General features: G+C 61.5%; 15 protein-coding genes and 1 pseudogene. 14 read left to right on the forward strand and 2 right to left on the reverse strand.

Features of this window, described 5'->3' with window-relative positions; translation table 11 throughout:
- Positions 1–74: 74 nt before the first annotated feature.
- From KUV26_RS22305 to KUV26_RS22360, 12 genes and pseudogenes are all read left to right on the forward strand, one after another.
- Complete coding sequence (locus KUV26_RS22305) at positions 75–1,157, forward strand: GlxA family transcriptional regulator (RefSeq protein ID WP_222510088.1); 1,083 nt, start codon at positions 75–77, stop codon at positions 1,155–1,157.
- Positions 1,158–1,226: 69 nt separating this feature from the next.
- Positions 1,227–1,877, forward strand: coding sequence for an ABC transporter permease (locus KUV26_RS22310; protein WP_222510089.1), 651 nt, complete (start codon positions 1,227–1,229; stop codon positions 1,875–1,877).
- A 24-nt stretch (positions 1,878–1,901) separates the two neighbouring features.
- The gene (locus KUV26_RS22315; protein ID WP_222510090.1) at positions 1,902–3,035 is read left to right on the forward strand and encodes an ABC transporter ATP-binding protein; all 1,134 of its coding nucleotides are present in this window, start codon (positions 1,902–1,904) and stop codon (positions 3,033–3,035) included.
- A 9-nt stretch (positions 3,036–3,044) separates the two neighbouring features.
- The gene (locus KUV26_RS22320) at positions 3,045–3,767 is read left to right on the forward strand and encodes an ABC transporter permease (RefSeq protein WP_222510091.1); all 723 of its coding nucleotides are present in this window, start codon (positions 3,045–3,047) and stop codon (positions 3,765–3,767) included.
- Between the two features lie 17 nt (positions 3,768–3,784).
- Positions 3,785–4,690 (forward strand): glycine betaine ABC transporter substrate-binding protein, encoded by a 906-nt coding sequence (locus KUV26_RS22325; RefSeq protein WP_261400070.1) that lies wholly within the window; start codon positions 3,785–3,787, stop codon positions 4,688–4,690.
- Positions 4,691–4,746: 56 nt separating this feature from the next.
- A complete protein-coding gene (locus KUV26_RS22330) occupies positions 4,747–5,625 on the forward strand; it encodes a nitrilase-related carbon-nitrogen hydrolase (protein ID WP_222510092.1) in 879 nt (292 codons plus the stop codon).
- 9 nt (positions 5,626–5,634) lie between these two features.
- Complete coding sequence (locus tag KUV26_RS22335) at positions 5,635–6,825, forward strand: acyl-CoA dehydrogenase family protein (protein ID WP_222510093.1); 1,191 nt, start codon at positions 5,635–5,637, stop codon at positions 6,823–6,825.
- A 21-nt stretch (positions 6,826–6,846) separates the two neighbouring features.
- Positions 6,847–8,412, forward strand: coding sequence for a class I adenylate-forming enzyme family protein (locus tag KUV26_RS22340; protein ID WP_222510094.1), 1,566 nt, complete (start codon positions 6,847–6,849; stop codon positions 8,410–8,412).
- Positions 8,413–8,422: 10 nt separating this feature from the next.
- Positions 8,423–9,223, forward strand: a complete 801-nt coding sequence (locus tag KUV26_RS22345) for a crotonase/enoyl-CoA hydratase family protein (RefSeq protein WP_222510095.1) — start codon at positions 8,423–8,425, stop codon at positions 9,221–9,223.
- A 59-nt stretch (positions 9,224–9,282) separates the two neighbouring features.
- Positions 9,283–10,053 (forward strand): enoyl-CoA hydratase-related protein, encoded by a 771-nt coding sequence (locus tag KUV26_RS22350; RefSeq protein ID WP_222510096.1) that lies wholly within the window; start codon positions 9,283–9,285, stop codon positions 10,051–10,053.
- A 329-nt stretch (positions 10,054–10,382) separates the two neighbouring features.
- A pseudogene (locus KUV26_RS22355) lies at positions 10,383–11,864 on the forward strand (ISL3 family transposase).
- 157 nt (positions 11,865–12,021) lie between these two features.
- Positions 12,022–12,204: a hypothetical protein gene (locus KUV26_RS22360; protein ID WP_222510097.1), complete on the forward strand. Its 183-nt coding sequence runs from the start codon at positions 12,022–12,024 to the stop codon at positions 12,202–12,204.
- 298 nt (positions 12,205–12,502) lie between these two features.
- On the opposite strand, the gene KUV26_RS22365 is transcribed toward KUV26_RS22360, so the two are convergent.
- Positions 12,503–13,540: a zinc-dependent alcohol dehydrogenase family protein gene (locus tag KUV26_RS22365; protein WP_222510098.1), complete on the reverse strand. Its 1,038-nt coding sequence runs from the start codon at positions 13,538–13,540 to the stop codon at positions 12,503–12,505.
- Positions 13,541–13,680: 140 nt separating this feature from the next.
- Between KUV26_RS22365 and KUV26_RS22370 the strand changes: the two genes are divergently transcribed.
- Positions 13,681–14,160, forward strand: a complete 480-nt coding sequence (locus tag KUV26_RS22370) for an Lrp/AsnC family transcriptional regulator (RefSeq protein ID WP_222510099.1) — start codon at positions 13,681–13,683, stop codon at positions 14,158–14,160.
- Positions 14,161–14,445: 285 nt separating this feature from the next.
- Here the strand turns inward: KUV26_RS22370 and KUV26_RS22375 are convergent, their stop codons facing one another.
- Positions 14,446–14,847 carry a hypothetical protein gene (locus KUV26_RS22375; protein ID WP_222510100.1) on the reverse strand — a complete coding sequence of 134 codons (402 nt, stop codon included), beginning with the start codon at positions 14,845–14,847 and terminating at the stop codon, positions 14,446–14,448.
- Positions 14,848–15,085: 238 nt separating this feature from the next.
- Here KUV26_RS22375 and KUV26_RS22380 point away from each other — a divergent pair, with 238 nt between their 5' ends.
- The gene (locus KUV26_RS22380; protein ID WP_222510101.1) at positions 15,086–15,562 is read left to right on the forward strand and encodes a hypothetical protein; all 477 of its coding nucleotides are present in this window, start codon (positions 15,086–15,088) and stop codon (positions 15,560–15,562) included.
- Positions 15,563–15,642 lie beyond the last annotated feature (80 nt).

Genomic DNA, 15,642 nt, shown 5'->3' on the forward strand with positions numbered 1-15,642 from the left:
CCCCGGAAGTGAGAGGCATGCCGCCGCAATGGATCAAGGCTTGATGGCATGACAGGTACAATGAGTTGCACCCCGTGACCGATACTGAACCCGATATGCTGGCCGCCGCTGCACCGGACCGCGGCATTTCCCCGAGGCTCAGGGTGTCCCTGTCGGGGCACGGCCCCGAAGAACCGTTCTCGGTGCTGCTGTTCGTGATCGAGGGCTTTTCGATGATGGCCTTGAGTTCGATCATCGAACCTTTGCGCGCGGCCAACCGGCTGTCCCAAAAGGCACGGTACTCGTGGTCTGTGGCGTCAACCCGGCCTGGCCCGATCAGGTGCAGCAACGGGCTTGAAGTGACCGCGCAATTCGGCATTGACGACGCGCCCAATGCGGATTTTTCGGTCGTCGTCGCCAGCCTCTTCGATCGCCCTTACCCGTCGAAAAGACTGATGGGGTGGCTCAGGCGTTTGCGGAACGAAGGCCGGATGATGGGCGCTGTCAGCAATGCGACACTGCTTCTGGCCGATGCCGGGGTCCTGGGGGACCGCAGCGTCGCGGTGCACTGGGAGGCGATACGGGAATTGCGCCAGTCGCATTCCGACATAGTGGTGTCCGACGACCTTTATTGCTGGGACCGGGGGGTATTGACGGCCGCCGGCGGCACGTCGTCGATGGACATGGTCCTTGCCCTGATCGCGGCGCTGGATGGCGATGACCTCGCCATTGATGTTGCCGATCAGTTTCTGCACGGTCCCATCCGCCAGCCCACGCACGCGCAGCGCAATGCACTGCAATGGCGGCACCGGATCACGGACCCGCGTCTCGCGACCGCCGTGGAAATCATGAAGAATTACATCGCCGAACCGGCCCGCATTTTCTGGATCGCAGAGCGGGCAGGTCTTTCTGAACGCCACCTGGAACGGCTGTTTTTGGCGGAACTGGGGAAGCGTCCGTCGGAATTCTATATGGATATGCGCCTGCGCGCCGCACGCAGTGCACTGATCTCCTCCACTGAGAATCTTGAAACAATCGCGGAAAACTGCGGTTTTTCCAGCCCCGGGCATTTCAGTCGGGCCTTCAAAGCCAGATTCGGCGAGACGCCTTCGACCGTCCGGAAGAGAAGGCCGCTTACATATGGCGGAATTATGCAAGAGGATGGCGGGGTGGCGTAACACCGCCGGGCCTGTTCGCTGATAGATCACCTGACATTCTGGGCGATGCCCCGGAGGTTAGGGGGGGCTATGGAAACGCTGAAGTTCATACTCAACAATGCCGGCGTCATTCTGGGCCTGGCGGGGGAGCATATTTCAATCGTCGCCGTGGCTGTCGGGCTGGCCGTTCTGACCGGGGTGCCTATCGGAATCGCCATCACCCAGAACAAGCGGGTGGCGGACGCGGCCCTGTATGCCGCCTCCATCGTGATGACGATCCCGTCGATCGCGCTCTTTGGCCTGATGATCCCAGTTTTGTCGCTGATCGGGCAGGGCATCGGCTGGCTCCCGGCGGTGATCGCAATCCTGCTTTATTCCCAGCTTCCGATCATCCGCAACACTTATACCGCCATCACCAATGTCGACCCGGCGCTCCGCGAAGCAGCCGCCGGCATGGGCATGACACCGTTTCAGCGCCTGGCCCGTGTTGAAATTCCGATCGCGGTTCCGGTGATCATGGCCGGCGTGCGCACCGCCGTTGTGATGAACATCGGTGTCGCAGCCATCGCGGCCTACATCGGCGCGGGCGGCCTGGGGGTGCTGATTTCCCGGGGGATTTCCCAGACCGACCCCAGGCAGCTGATCGCCGGCGCGGTTGCGGTCTCGCTCCTCGCCATTCTTGCCGACTGGATTCTTCTGAAGCTCCAGAAACGGTTGACCCCCGCCGGCCTGAAACGCTGAGCCGCTGAACTTAGGACACTCCCGATGATCCAACTGGAAGACCTGACCAAGACCTTCGACACGCCGAACGGGAACGTGGTTGCTGCCGAGAAGGTTAACATGGAAGTCCCCACGGGCGAGATCTGCATCCTGCTCGGCCCGTCGGGCTGCGGCAAGACCACGGCCCTCAAGATGATCAACCGCCTGATTCCCCCGACCAGCGGCAGCATCTACCTGAACGGGGAGGACACGGGGAAGCTCAACGATATCGAGCTGCGCCGCAAGATCGGCTACGTCATCCAGCAGATCGGCCTGTTTCCGAACATGACCATCGAAGAGAATATCTCCGTGGTGCCGAAACTGCTTGGCTGGGACATGAAAAGAGCCCGGACGCGTGCGGCAGAGTTGCTGGATCTGGTGGGGCTTGATCCGTACCAGTTTCTGAAACGCTACCCCAAGGAGCTGTCGGGCGGCCAGCAGCAGCGGGTTGGCGTGATCCGGGCCCTGGCGGCCGATCCGCCGGTGATGCTGATGGATGAGCCTTTCGGGGCGATCGACCCGATCAACCGCGAGATCATCCAGGATGAATTCCTGAAGATGCAGGCGGAGCTGAAGAAGACCATCATGTTTGTCAGCCATGACATCGACGAAGCGGTCAAGATGGGTGACAAGATTGCGATTTTCCGCGCCGGAAAGATCGAGCAGTACGACAGCCCGGACAAGATCCTGGCGCATCCTGCAAACCCCTTTGTCGCCGATTTCGTCGGCACCGACCGCACGCTGAAGCGTCTGCGCCTGGTGACCGCCGAAGATGTTGTGGATGCGCAGGCGCCTGTAGCGGCCCGCGCCATGAAGGTTTCCGATCTGCGCGAGCAGCTGACGGTGTCGGGCAGCCGGATCGCCATTGTCATCGGCAGCGATCACCGACCCGAAGGCTTTGTCACCGCCGATGAGATCGCGGGCGCGTCAGGCAAGGTCAGCGATTTCGAGCATCCGCTGCCGGCCAAAGTGCCTGTGCGGGCGGACCTGCGGGCCGTGGTCTCGGAAATGTTCGCCAATGACACGATGTGGCTGGCCTGCACCGATGACAACGGCCGTTATGCCGGTGTCGTCACGCAACCGGCCGTCACCGCGGCGCTGCGCGCCACCTACGCCGGCGCGGCCGGCGGCAGCGCGTAGGAGGGAAGAATGGCACATTCCACCAGCCTTGGGCGCAACGCGGCCCTCTTCGCGGTTTTCCTGCTGGGCATCTGGGCCTCGGCTTCGGGGCTGACCGGGCAGATCACCGCCTATTGGGCCGACATCACCTATCTCTCGCGGCAGCACCTTGTCCTTGTGGGGGCTTCCGGCGGTGCCGCCATCGCGGTCGGCGTTCCGGTTGGCGTCTGGCTCTCGCGGCCATCGATGGAGCGCCGTGCTGAACCGCTGATGCAGGTGTTCAATATCGGCACCACCATCCCCACGCTGGCTGTCATTGCCCTGTCGATGTCCCTGCTGGGAATCGGGTTTCCCCCCGCGTTCTTCGGGCTTTTTGTTGCATCGCTTCTGCCCATCGTGCGCAACACCTATGCCGGTTTACTTGCCGTGCCCGCGCATCTGAAGGAAGCCGCGACCGGCATGGGCATGACCAGCGCCCAGATCCTGTGGCGGGTCGAAATCCCGAACGCGCTCTATGTGATCTTTTCCGGTGTCCGCACGGTGCTTGCCATCAATGTCGGCACCACGCCTCTGGCGTTCCTGATCGGAGGCGGCGGTCTGGGGGAGTTGATCTTCACCGGCATCGCCCTGATGGACACCGGCATGCTTCTGGCCGGGGCGCTGCCGACGGCGCTGCTGGCCATCATGGTCGATTTCCTGATGGGGCAAGCCCAGCTGCGGCTAATTCCGAAGGGTGTGAACCCTCTCCGCTGAAAGATCCCGTCTGCAAAATGGAGGATGCAGAATTGAACCTGAAACTCACCTTGAAAGCCGCACTGGCCGGACTCGCGCTGAGCGGGCTGGCGCTTTCCGCGCAAGCGGCGGACATCGTCGTTGGCGGCAAGAACTTCACCGAACAGCAATTGCTGTCGTCGATCACCGAGCAGCTGCTGGAAGCCAACGGCTACAGCGTGGAGAACCGCGGCGGCATGGGCTCGGCCGCAGTGCGCCAGGCCATGGAAAACGGGCAGATCGATGTCTATTGGGAATACACCGGCACCTCGCTGATCACCTACAACAAAGTTGAGGAAAGGCTGAACGCCGCAGACACCTATGTGCGTGTTAAGGATCTGGACGCCGCAAAGGGGATCGTCTGGCTGGACGCCTCGAAAGCCAACAATACCTATGCCCTGGCAATGCGCGCCGCGGATGCGTCTGGGAAGAACATCTCGACCATGTCGCAATTGGCCGAAGCTGTGAACGTCGGTGCTGACATCAGCTTTGCCACAAACGCCGAATTCTATGCCCGCGCTGACGGTTTGAAACCGTTGCAGAAGGCCTACGGTTTTGAGTTCAGCCGCGCCAGGATCAGGCGGATGGACGGCGGGCTGGTGTATCAGGCGCTGAAAGACGGGGCGGTCGATGTCGGCCTGGTCTTTGCCACCGACGGGCGCGTTCCCGCGTTCGACTTCGTCGTGCTTGAGGACGACCAGGGATATTTCCCTGCCTATGCGCTGGCGCCGGTGATCCGGTCCGAAGTCCTGGAGGCCAATCCGGATCTTGCCGGTCTGCTGAACAGCGTCGCGGCGAAGCTGGATGACGCCACCATGGCGCGGCTGAACGCAAGCGTCGATGTCGACAAGACCTCGATCGAGAATGCTGCCGCCGGGTTTCTCCAAGAACAGGGCTTGATGTAAGCCCTGCGGCCCGGGGGGCGTGCCTCCCGGGCCCACCATTCCGAAAGGTTGAGGCCATGAAAACCGCCAGTGCGCTGAAAGTCGGGGCTGCACAATTTTCCAGCCGCACCGGTGACGTCGATGCCAATTTCGACAGCCACCTTTCCTGGATTGAACAAGGGCGTCAGGCCGGGATTGACCTTCTTGTGCTGCCGGAGCTGTCCCTGACAGGCCATTACGGCCCGGACCGGCTGCTTGAGGCGGCCATGCCGCGGCACGATCCGCGCCTGGAAGCGCTGGCGCAGGCGGCCGGCCCGATGGCGGTGACCGTGGGTTTCATCGAAGAGGGGCCAGCGGCGCAATTCTACAACTCCACCGCCATTCTGGCGGACGGCGCGGTGGCGCATCTGCACCGCAAGATCAACCTTCCCACGTATGGCAAGCTGGAAGAGGGCAAGCATTACGCCGCCGGGCGGTTTGTCGAAACCTGCGAAATTGCGCCCCCCTGGAATGCCGGGCTGCTGATCTGTGCGGATGTTTGGAATCCCGCGCTGGCGCATCTGGCATTTCTGCACGGGGCAACGCTCCTGGTCTGCCCGGTCAGCTCCGGGGTCGAAGCCGTGGGGGCGGATTTCGACAATCCAGGCGGCTGGGCGCTGACCTGCCGGTTTTACGCGATGATGTACGGCGCACCGGTCATCATGGTCAACCGGACCGGCGCTGAGCGGGATCTGCATTTCTGGGGCGGCTCGCGGATCATTGACCCCTTCGGCCGCGAAATAGCCGTGGCCGGCGACGGCGAAGAGCTGATCACCGCGACGCTGGACTATGAGGCCGTGCGCCGCGCGCGGCATTTGCTGCCGACCGTCCGGGACAGCAATGTCGAACTCGTCCTGCGGGAAAACACCCGCCTGGCCGGAACGCTGGGCGTCCCTGACTTCATCCGCAACCAGTAGGAGGCACCGATGCACGATTTCTTTCTGTCCGCCGAGGACCGCGCCTTTCGCGCCGAAGTGCGCGATTTCCTCTCCCGCGAGCTGGCGCCGCGGGTTCCGGCGATCGAAGGCGATCAGGATTTTTCGGCCCAGCTTGCCGTTGCTAAAGCGCTGGGGCAGGCCGGATACCTGAAAGTCATGTTCCGCGATCTTTACCAGGGGCCGCTCAGCAAGCCGGGACTGACCCATGCCGTGATCGTCTCGGAAGAAGCAGCCTATCTGAACTATGCGTTCGAAACCACGATCGCCACGGCCCTGTCCTGCGCCTTTCCGATACATGCGCACGCGCGCCCGGCCTTGCGCGACCGCTATCTGACGCCGATTCTGGAAGGGCGGGCGGTCGGGTCGATCTGCATGACCGAACCCAATGTCGGCTCTGACAGCGCGGGCATGGAAACCCGCATCCGCTTTGATGAAAAGACCCGCGAATGGGTGATCGACGGCTTCAAGCGCTACATCTCGAATGCGTCCAAGGCCGATGTTTATATCGTCTGGGGAATCACCGATCCGGATACCGCCCCGCAGAAGGGCATGACCGCGATCCTGGTGCCCGCAGGCACGCCCGGCCTGTCCTTCCCCAGCACCTATGATTTCATGGGCCGCCGCGGATCGGTCGTGGGCGAGGTGGCGCTGGACAATGTGCGCGTGCCGGAAGAGAACCTTCTGGGAGAGGTCAATGCGGGTTTCCGCATCATGCTCGGGGCTTTCAACTTCGAGCGCGTGATCCTCGGCGGATCCGGCCTGGGCGTTGCGCGCTCGGCGTTCGACCTGGCCAGGGAGCACGCCCAGACCCGGGTAAGCTTTGGCGGGAAGCTGGGCCAGAAACAGCTGATCTGGGATATGATTGCGCAGATGAGCTGGCGCATCGACGCTGCTGAACTGCTGACCCACCGCGCCGCCAAGATGTATGACGACGGCATTGACGGCAAGGAGCTGATGCGGGAGGCCAGCCAGACCAAGCTGGTGGCCGCCGAAACCGCCGTGTTCTGCACCGACCGTGCCGTCCAGATCCTGGGCGGTGACGGCGTGACGCGCCAGTACGGCCGCGTCGAGCAGCTCTACCGGGATGCCCGGGCGCTGCCGATCGTCGGCGGCACGTCGGAAATGTGCAAATACCTGATCGCCGCGCGGGAAATGCCCGCGATACGGCCGAACCTCTGATCCATCCAAAGGACCGCCCCGATGCATATAGCCCGCATCTTGGAAGCTTCCGCGGAACGCTACCCAGACCACTATGCGCTCGTCTACGAGAAACGGCGATGGACCTATGCCGAATGGCTGGGCCGCGTGCGCCGGTTTGCTCAGGCACTGGCCGATTTGGGGGTGCGGCCGGGCGACCGCGTGGCGTTCTACGTCTCGACATCCGAAAACTCGGTCACGACTTATTTTGCTTGCCAGCTTCTGGGCGCCGTTGCGGTCCCGATGAACTTCCGCCTGTCCCCCGGCGAAGCAGCCTATATCCTGCAAGACAGCGGGGCCCGCGTGCTGGTTTACGGACGGGCCTTGACCGAAAACACGCTGAAGATCGCGGCAGACGTCCGCTCTGTGCACGACTACATCAGCTGCGCATATGATCCGGCCAACATCCCCGCCGGCCACCACCATTTCGACACGCTGGCCGAACTGACCGCCGATCGCAACGAACCGCGCCCCGTTCCCGACGGCAATTCGATTTCGTCGCTGGTTTACACCTCCGGCACGACCGGGCGGCCCAAAGGGGTGACCCATACCCACAACAACGACCTCGCCATCGCCATGAACTGCGTGATGGAATATTCGCTTAGCCACGCGGACAATGCCCTGCATATTGCCCCGTTGTACCATGTCGGCGGGATGCAAGCCTATTTCATCCCGCATCTTCTGGTCGGCGGCACCAACGTGGTGATCGGCCGGTACGAGGCGGAAAAGACGCTTGCAACCATTGCCGCCGAAAAGATCACCACGCTGTTTGCGGTCCCCACGCAGATCCAGGAAATGCTGTTCCACCCGCAGCTCCCGGATTTCGACGTGTCGTCGTTGCGGCTGATCACTACCGGCGGCGCCGCGATTTCCTCCGCCACCATGGAACGGGTGATGTCGGATTTCTGCCCCGGCATTTTTAACGGCTACGGCATGACAGAGGCGTCGCTGGCACTGGTGCTGCGGCCGGAGGATGCGCTGCGTAAGCCCGGATCCTGCGGCAAGCCGACGCTGATCACAGAATGCCGGATCATCACCGATGACCAGAACCGCGAAGTCTCGCCGTCGGAAACGGTCGAATGCGGCAAGATCGGCCAGCTGATCGTGCGCGGCCCGCAGACGATGGGCGGCTATTGGAACAAACCCTTCGAGACGCAGAAAAAGCTCAAGGCCGGCTGGGTCTATACAGGCGACCTGTTCAGCCAGGACAAGGACGGGTTCTATTACTTCCACGGACGGGCCGACGACATGATCGTTTCTGGCGGGGAGAACATCTACCCCCGCGAAGTCGAGGAAATCCTCTACCGCTGCCCCGGTGTGCAGGAAGCCGCAGTCGTGGGCCTGAAAGACGGGAAATGGGGGCAGATCGTGACCGCGTTCGTGGTCCGGTCTGATCCCGCGCTCACCCCCGAGCGACTCGACGCCTTCTTCAAGGCAAGCGATGATCTGGCGCCCTACAAGCGCCCCAAGCGTTACGTTTTCCTGGACTCTCTCCCCTACAACCCCAGCGGCAAGGTGCTGAAACGCCAGCTTGCCGCGGAATTCGATCCCCCCGATTTGCAAGCCTGAGGACACCGCCATGACGGACAAACTACTTTATGAACAGAACGGCCATGTCGTCACGCTGACGCTGAACATGCCGGAAGCGCGCAATCCGCTGACCGACCATGACCTGTGCGACGCGATCGTGGAGGCGATGCACCGGATCAATGCCGACCAGAGCGTTCGGGCCGCAATTGTCACCGGTGCGGGCAAGGCGTTCTCCTCCGGCGGCAATCTCAAGCACATGAAGGAAAAAAGCGGCATCTTCGCCGGCGACGCGGTGTCGGTCAAAGACGGTTACCGCAAGGGCATCCAGCGCGTTGCCCGGGCCATCTGGGAATGCGAGGTGCCCCTGATCGCCGCTGTCAACGGCCCGGCCTACGGGGCCGGCTGCGACACGACCTGCCTGTGCGACATCCGCATTGCCTCAACCCGCGCGGCCTTTGCCGAGAATTTCGTCAACGTGGGCCTGATTTCCGGTGATGGCGGCGCCTGGCTTCTGCCGCGCCAGGTCGGGCTGTCGCGGGCGGCGGAGATGACCTTTACCGCCGATCCGGTTGATGCCGCCACCGCCCTTGAATGGGGGCTGGTGTCCAAGGTCGTGGAGCCTGAACAGCTGCTGGACGAAGCGCGCAGCCTGGCGGCGCGGATTGCAAGAAACCCGCCCCGGCAGCTGCGCATGGCCAAACGCCTGCTGCGCGAGGGCCTCAATACGCGGCTGTCCTCGGTGCTGGAACTGGCCGCCGCCTACCAGGGGGCAAGCCATCAGACCGAAGACCACGCAGAGGCTGTCGACGCCCTGCTGGAAAAACGCACCGCGGACTTTACCGGCCGCTGAACCGAGGGGGAACCGGCATTGCCGTCCGGTTTACCCGGCAAACAGCACGGAGCAGAAAAATGAGCGCCCTGATCAGCTACGAGGTTGCAGACGGTGTTTGCGTCCTGACAATGAATCGGCCCGGGCAGCGCAACGCCGTGAATGCCGGGCTGGCGCGTGAACTGCGTCAGGCGCTCGCGCGGTTTGAGGCCGACCCGGCGGCGCAAATCGGCATCCTCGCGGGCCGGGGCAAGGTCTTTTGCGCCGGTATGGACCTCAAGGCTTTTGCCGACGGTGAGGCTGACGAAATCCTGTTTGGCGAAAACCGTTTCGCTGGCATTGCCGATGCGGACCGGAAGAAGCCGCTGATCGCGGCCGTGCAGGGAGCAGCACTGGCGGGCGGGCTGGAGATCGCGTTGGCCTGCGACCTGATCGTCGCTGAACAAGAGGCGGTCTTTGGATTGACCGAAGTCAAGGTCGGCATCTTTGCCGTCGCCGGCGGCCCGTTCCGGCTGGCGAAACGCATCCCGCCGGCCCGCGCCCTGGAGCTGGCGCTGACAGGCGGCCGCATTGGCGCCACGGAGGCCAGGGATCTTGGTCTGGTCAACCGCATCGCGCCTCCCGGTAAGCTGATGGACACCGCGCGCCAGCTTGCCGCGCAGATCGCTGAGAATGCCCCGCTGGGCATTGCGGCCACCCTTGCCATTGTCCGGTCTGCTCTACGCGAAAACGAGGCGCAACTTTTCAGGCTGTCCGAAGACCTGTGGGCCGGTGTTGCAGGTTCACATGATGCCAGGGAAGGCCCAGCCGCTTTTGCGGAGAAGCGCCGGCCCGGTTGGACCGGCACCTGAATTGGCAGACTATCTGAACGGAAGCGGCGGATGCGGAGGCATCGCTCGCGGCACCGGCACAGGGTCCCGGCATCCGGACTAAGCCCAGAAGTCGGAAAACCAGCGATTGTGGAGTTTTGCGTGCGCGCTGATCCAAGAGGTAAAAGCTTCCAGGGAGGGGTTGCCGGTATCAGTCGGCGGAAAGACAAGGAAATAAGCGTCAGGCGAAGGATAGCGGAGACGGAATGGCATTATCTGTCAATCGGCACGGATCTTTGGCTCTGAAGCAGATTTGGTGCAGTCCAACATGCCAAGCGCTATATATCGGCAGTTTTGGGAGGAGGTTGCCGATGGCGTCACAGTTTTCACGTCGGGATTTCCTGCCAGCAGGTCTCAAGGCCGACCAGGTTGAGCTTGCTGGGAACGCGGTCCGGATCCACTCGCGTCCCGCCAAAGCCGCGGCAGCGTGCCCACGCTGCGGCACGGTTTCACGCCATGTTCACAGCAGGTACCGCCGACGGCCTGCCGATCTTCCTGCGCATGGCCGGAAGGTGGAACTGGCCCTGCTGGTTCGCCGCTTTCGCTGCCGTGCTCTGCGGTGCCCAGCCAAGATATTTGCGGAGCGGTTTCCGCTGGACGTGACCCGGCCGCATGCGCGGCGTACCTCCCGTCTGCAAGGACTGGTACGGCACCTCAGCCTGGCACTCGGCGGGCGTCCGGCACAGGCGCTCGCCGCACGGCTCCTGCTGCCGGTCAGCAAGGATACTTTCCTCCGCAGCATACGAGACACGGCTGAGGTCTCAAGCAGTGATCTCCGCGTTATAGGTATTGACGTTTGAGCTTGGCGAAAGGGGCAGCGATACGGCACATTGATCTGCGATCTGGAGCGGCGCCGGGTCATTGATCTCCTTTCAGACCGCGAACCGGCCACGGTCGAGGCCTGGCTCCGGGCCCGTCCGGGGATTGAGGTCGTCGCCCGAGACCGCATTTGAGGTTATGGCGGTGCCGTCTCTCGGGCCTTGCCAAAAGCGGTTCAGGTTGCCGACCGCTGGCACCTGTTAGAACACGCGAGCATGACTTTCCTGGCCGCTGAAAGCTGCAAAACGAGGGCTATCTGCGCCGCCAGCAAACCAACCGGATGGTTCGTCAGATGGCTGATGATGGCGTGTAGTTCCGGCGAATCGTTCGCCAGACAGGGCTCAGCCGTCAGCTCGTTCCTCAGATTTTGCGCGGGGAACGCGAGGATGTTCTCCGCATCCGTGAAAGCAGCATGACTCTTTGGCTGCCGCAGCTGGAGCGGGAATGGGCGGGCGGCTGTCGGAACGGCGCCGAAATCTGGCGCCGGCTACGGGCCGATGGTTTCCAGGGCAGCCTCCGTGTCGTCGGGGAATGGGCCACGCGCCAGCGCCGTGCCGAGCTTGCCGCGCCATCGGGCACAAAAAAAATCGCCGCCCGCGCGAAAGGTTGCCCGCCTCCTGACCTTGGGCCGGGATCATCTGTGCAAGGCAGATGCCATCCAAATCACGAGGATCGAAGCTTCGTTGCCAGCCCTCGCTGAAGCCCGCAGACAGACCGACCGGTTTACGCACATAGTTCGCAATGCTCGCGAAGACGCGCTGAAAGGATGGCTGAATGAAGCGGAGGACGGGCTGCTCGGTGCCTTCACTCGTGGGTTGCGGCGCGATCAAGCCGCGGTCGCCGCAGCGGTGAGGGAGCCATGGTCGAACGGGCAGACCGAAGGGCAGATTAACCGCCTCAAGACGCTCAAACGCCAGATGTATGGAAGGGCGAACATCAACCTGCTCAAAGCGCGGCTCGTCCAAGCGCCCTGATCTGAGAGAGGCCGAAGTTGCACCAAAATTGATTCAGAGCCAAAATTGCATGCCTGTTCACACTTTCGGATGCCGAGATGCGCATGCTGAGAATGACTGTCACGGGATTTTTTGACTCGCGGCTTCCGCCTCCGTCCCTTTCTGAAAAGAACTGGGGATGCTGCGCCTGCATATCCAGCAGGAGCGATCCTATGATGAGATCGCTGAGCAGTTTTCGCTTTCTCTGTCAGCAAAAAAAACCAGCTTTCTGCGGATGCGGCAAAGATTTGGCTGCAAGTCAACCGCACGCCTCGCCTACCTGGCCAGGGAGCGCAACTTGTTTGGAGTAGAGCCGCGTTGATCCTATTGGCTGGTCTCAAGCAAATGATCCAGGGATCGTTTCTAAAACGAGCGGTGCAACAAACCAGGAACTTTGCCATAACTGCCGTTCCGGCAAGTCGCAGAACTCGGTCCTTTGAGCCCACTGCCGCCTTGCAGTATCGCAGCGATCCGCGTTGCCGTTGCGCTCTGAAACCGGTCCTTTGCATTGGCCGCTGCACATCCCGGCCAAACATCTGTAAACATCGGGTTTTCCACGTTACTTTGATGACATTGTGCCTTTCGTTGCCACGCCCGATGAAAGCAATCCCGCCGATAGCTCAGAACCGGGTGATGACTGTGGCGCCGACGGACTGGAATTTGTCCATGCTCATCAGGGCCTCGGGCGCATCCGCAAGGCTGATCTGGGCGCCCACCAGCCGCGCCGGATCGAGCTTGCCGCTGGCAACCATGTCCAGCATTGCGCCATAGCGGTGCGCCTGCATCCCGTGCGAGCCGAGAAGCTCGATCTCCTGGCCCACGATCTTGGGCATGGGGACGGCGGGGGCGGCGTGCTCACCGAGCATCAGCCCGACCTGGATGTGTTTTCCCCGCGGCCGCAGGCAGAGGATGGAGTTCGTCATGGTCACAGGATGGCCGAGCGCATCGAGCGAAACATGCGCGCCGCCCCGCGTGATCTCCTTGATCGCTTCGGGAACATCGGCCTCGCCCCCGTTGATGACGGCCACAGCACCGAGGTCTTTCGCGAGGTTCAGTTTGGCCGGATCGAGATCCACGCCGATCACATTGGCCCCGGCAGCTGCCGCGATCATGACGGCCGACAGCCCTACACCGCCGCAGCCATGCACAGCCACCCACTGGCCCGCGCGCACCTTGCCCTGATCGATCACCGCGCGGAAGGATGTCGCGAACCGGCACCCGAGGCTGGCTGCGGTCGCAAAGTTCATGCTCTCAGGCAGCGCCACGAGGTTCAGGTCGGCCTGGTGAATGCCGACATACTCTGCAAAAGACCCCCAGTGGGTGAAGCCGGGCTGCTCCTGGTGCAGGCACACCTGCTGGTGGCCCGCGTGGCATTCGGAACAGCTGCCGCAGCCGCAGATAAAGGGCACGGTGACCTTGTCCCCAACCTTCCAGTTGGTGACATCCTTGCCCACCGCCTCGACCACGCCCGCCAGTTCATGCCCCGGAACATGCGGCAGGTCGATGTCGCTGTCGTGTCCCATCCATCCATGCCAGTCGCTGCGGCAGACACCTGCAGCTGCGACCTTCAAGACGACACCATGCGCTTGGGGCCTCGCGTCATCCACCGTGACCAGCTTGGGTGCTTCTTGGAACTTTTCAAACAGGACAGCTTTCATGGCAGTGTCTTTCCGCTTCGGTTTTGATTTGAGAAAATCATAGCGTTCAGCGTGGAAACAACTTTGCCAATCTTGCACGATTTCTCGTAATCTTGAGTGGGAGCCCCTCCCGATCTGCAATTCTCGAAAGGTTTCTGCCCTTGCCTGACGTCGATGCCGTAAATGCCCAGATCCTGTCCCTGCTGCAAAACGATGGCCGCATGACCAACGCGAAGCTATCCGAGAACCTGGGCATGAGCGAAACGCCCTGCTGGCGCCGCCTGAAACGGCTGGAGGAAAACGGCATTATAGAGGGCTACCAGGCGAACCTGAACCGCCGCAAGCTGGGGCTGGGCGTCATGGCATTTGTGCAGCTCCGCTGTTCGGAACACGATCAGGCTGCCACGGCAGACTTCCAGCGGATCGTTGAGACGACCCCGAACATACTTGCCTGTCACAACACGACCGGCGCGGACGATTTCCTGCTGATCGTTGTGGCCCGGGATCTGGACGATTACAGCACCTTCGTCGACAGCACCCTGCGCCGCCTGCCGGGAGTGACCAGCATTCGCTCGAACCTTTCTCTGAAAGAGATGAAAGCGTCCAGCAAATTGCCAATAATACCGCCTGCCACATCATGACTCGGAGACACCAGTCGATGTCGGCAGTAGTTATGGGTTTTGTTTGGAAGGCACCCGAAGAGAACGGCTGCTCTCCCCCTTCCAATGAAGCGCCGCAGGCAAAGAGCGCAGCTTGCCGTCATTGAAGCAGCTTGCAGCGAATTTTCACTTTGACCGGACTGTGTGAGGGCATGGTCCAAAATTCTCTGTATGCTACCTCAACGACCGAATTTCCTTCTGCCGTGCCGCAGAAATATTTCGGCGGCGCAGCGGGTTTTCGTGCTGCGAGCGCGCGCAGCACGATTTTCACACTTCTCCTATGGGCTCATGCCGCAAGTTCGCCGCGACGGGCGTGAATGGCTGATCTACGAGACAGAGGCCGTTCGCCTGCCCGAGCGGCTCCTGTGCCGGACTTTCCGGAGTTGCGCGCTTGCAGCAGATGCATGTGCAGAAAGCGCTAGATCTACTTCCCACCCGCATCAGCGGCATTCCTGCGACTGGGAGGATTTCCCCAAACCAGTCTTTCAAAGCCACAGTGACAGGCGGATTTCCAACCGTACGTTCGCTGCGCCATAGTTGAAGAAGCGAGAACGGGACAGAAGCGAAACGCGCATTCGAAGCCTTGATGGAAATGAAGAAGATCAATGTTGCCGCAATCGAGGCAGCACGCCGCGACACATAGTTTTCGTCCACCTCTTCCACCGTCATCCCCGGGGTGGGCGCATACCTCAAGCTGGGTCCAGAGACGACTTTCTGAGAGACTTCCCATGCCGCGACTGGCGCCGACCATCTTCGTATTTGAGGACTAAAAATATGCGGTGACTTGGCCTAAAGACGTCGGAGGCGCTATTCGCTTCAGCACGCAATCACGGAAAGAAATTTTCGCATTTTACTTGCCATTCCCAGCTGCGAACTATCTCGATAGCGGAGATTGCGTGAGTTCACAATGTTACAAAGTGAGACGTGTTTCCTTACAAACAGCCTCTCTGCCCTTTTGTCAGTGGGGATAATCTGTGCCGCGAGCTTCACTGCAGTGCGCGCCCAGGAATCTGCCGACATCAATTTTCTCCGAGAAGCCACTGAAACAACTATCAACGGAACAATCGCAGGCCATGAGTATTTTGATTATGTTCTTAAGGCGCGGGCGGGCCAGAAGATGCAAGCCACGCTTCGAGTCACAGGCACGAATGGCTTAGGCTCCGCCTTCTTCAATATCCTGCCAGCGGGGAAGGACTTTGGCGGACTTTATACGGGAACAGCCGACGACGACACGTCTGCCGAAGTAACTTTCCCGACCAGCGGAAAATGGGCAATACGCGTGTACCTTGCAGGGAATGACAAGGATACCGGGAAAAGAGTCGGCTATTCCATTGACGTTGAAATGCTAGGGTCAGGACCCATTGATTTCCGGTGGGTGGCGTGATTCACGGTTCGAAAAATGAGCGGTGATATGTCTGATCTTTTCTGGCTGACGGACGCGCAGATGGACCGTCTTGAGCCTTA

The organism is Leisingera daeponensis, assembly GCF_019801465.1.
GTDB lineage: Bacteria > Pseudomonadota > Alphaproteobacteria > Rhodobacterales > Rhodobacteraceae > Leisingera > Leisingera daeponensis_A.

Bases quoted from the DNA above. Each gene is read 5' to 3' on its own strand.
- KUV26_RS22350 (WP_222510096.1), top strand. From the start codon at position 9,283: ATGAGCGCCCTGATCAGCTACGAGGTTGCAGACGGTGTTTGCGTCCTG.
- KUV26_RS22310 (WP_222510089.1), top strand. From the start codon at position 1,227: ATGGAAACGCTGAAGTTCATACTCAACAATGCCGGCGTCATTCTGGGC.
- KUV26_RS22365 (WP_222510098.1), bottom strand. From the start codon at position 13,540: ATGAAAGCTGTCCTGTTTGAAAAGTTCCAAGAAGCACCCAAGCTGGTC.
- KUV26_RS22375 (WP_222510100.1), bottom strand. From the start codon at position 14,847: ATGACGGTGGAAGAGGTGGACGAAAACTATGTGTCGCGGCGTGCTGCC.
- KUV26_RS22345 (WP_222510095.1), top strand. From the start codon at position 8,423: ATGACGGACAAACTACTTTATGAACAGAACGGCCATGTCGTCACGCTG.
- KUV26_RS22315 (WP_222510090.1), top strand. From the start codon at position 1,902: ATGATCCAACTGGAAGACCTGACCAAGACCTTCGACACGCCGAACGGG.
- KUV26_RS22360 (WP_222510097.1), top strand. From the start codon at position 12,022: ATGCTGCGCCTGCATATCCAGCAGGAGCGATCCTATGATGAGATCGCT.
- KUV26_RS22320 (WP_222510091.1), top strand. From the start codon at position 3,045: ATGGCACATTCCACCAGCCTTGGGCGCAACGCGGCCCTCTTCGCGGTT.
- KUV26_RS22340 (WP_222510094.1), top strand. From the start codon at position 6,847: ATGCATATAGCCCGCATCTTGGAAGCTTCCGCGGAACGCTACCCAGAC.
- KUV26_RS22335 (WP_222510093.1), top strand. From the start codon at position 5,635: ATGCACGATTTCTTTCTGTCCGCCGAGGACCGCGCCTTTCGCGCCGAA.
- KUV26_RS22380 (WP_222510101.1), top strand. From the start codon at position 15,086: ATGTTACAAAGTGAGACGTGTTTCCTTACAAACAGCCTCTCTGCCCTT.
- KUV26_RS22325 (WP_261400070.1), top strand. From the start codon at position 3,785: ATGGAGGATGCAGAATTGAACCTGAAACTCACCTTGAAAGCCGCACTG.
- KUV26_RS22330 (WP_222510092.1), top strand. From the start codon at position 4,747: ATGAAAACCGCCAGTGCGCTGAAAGTCGGGGCTGCACAATTTTCCAGC.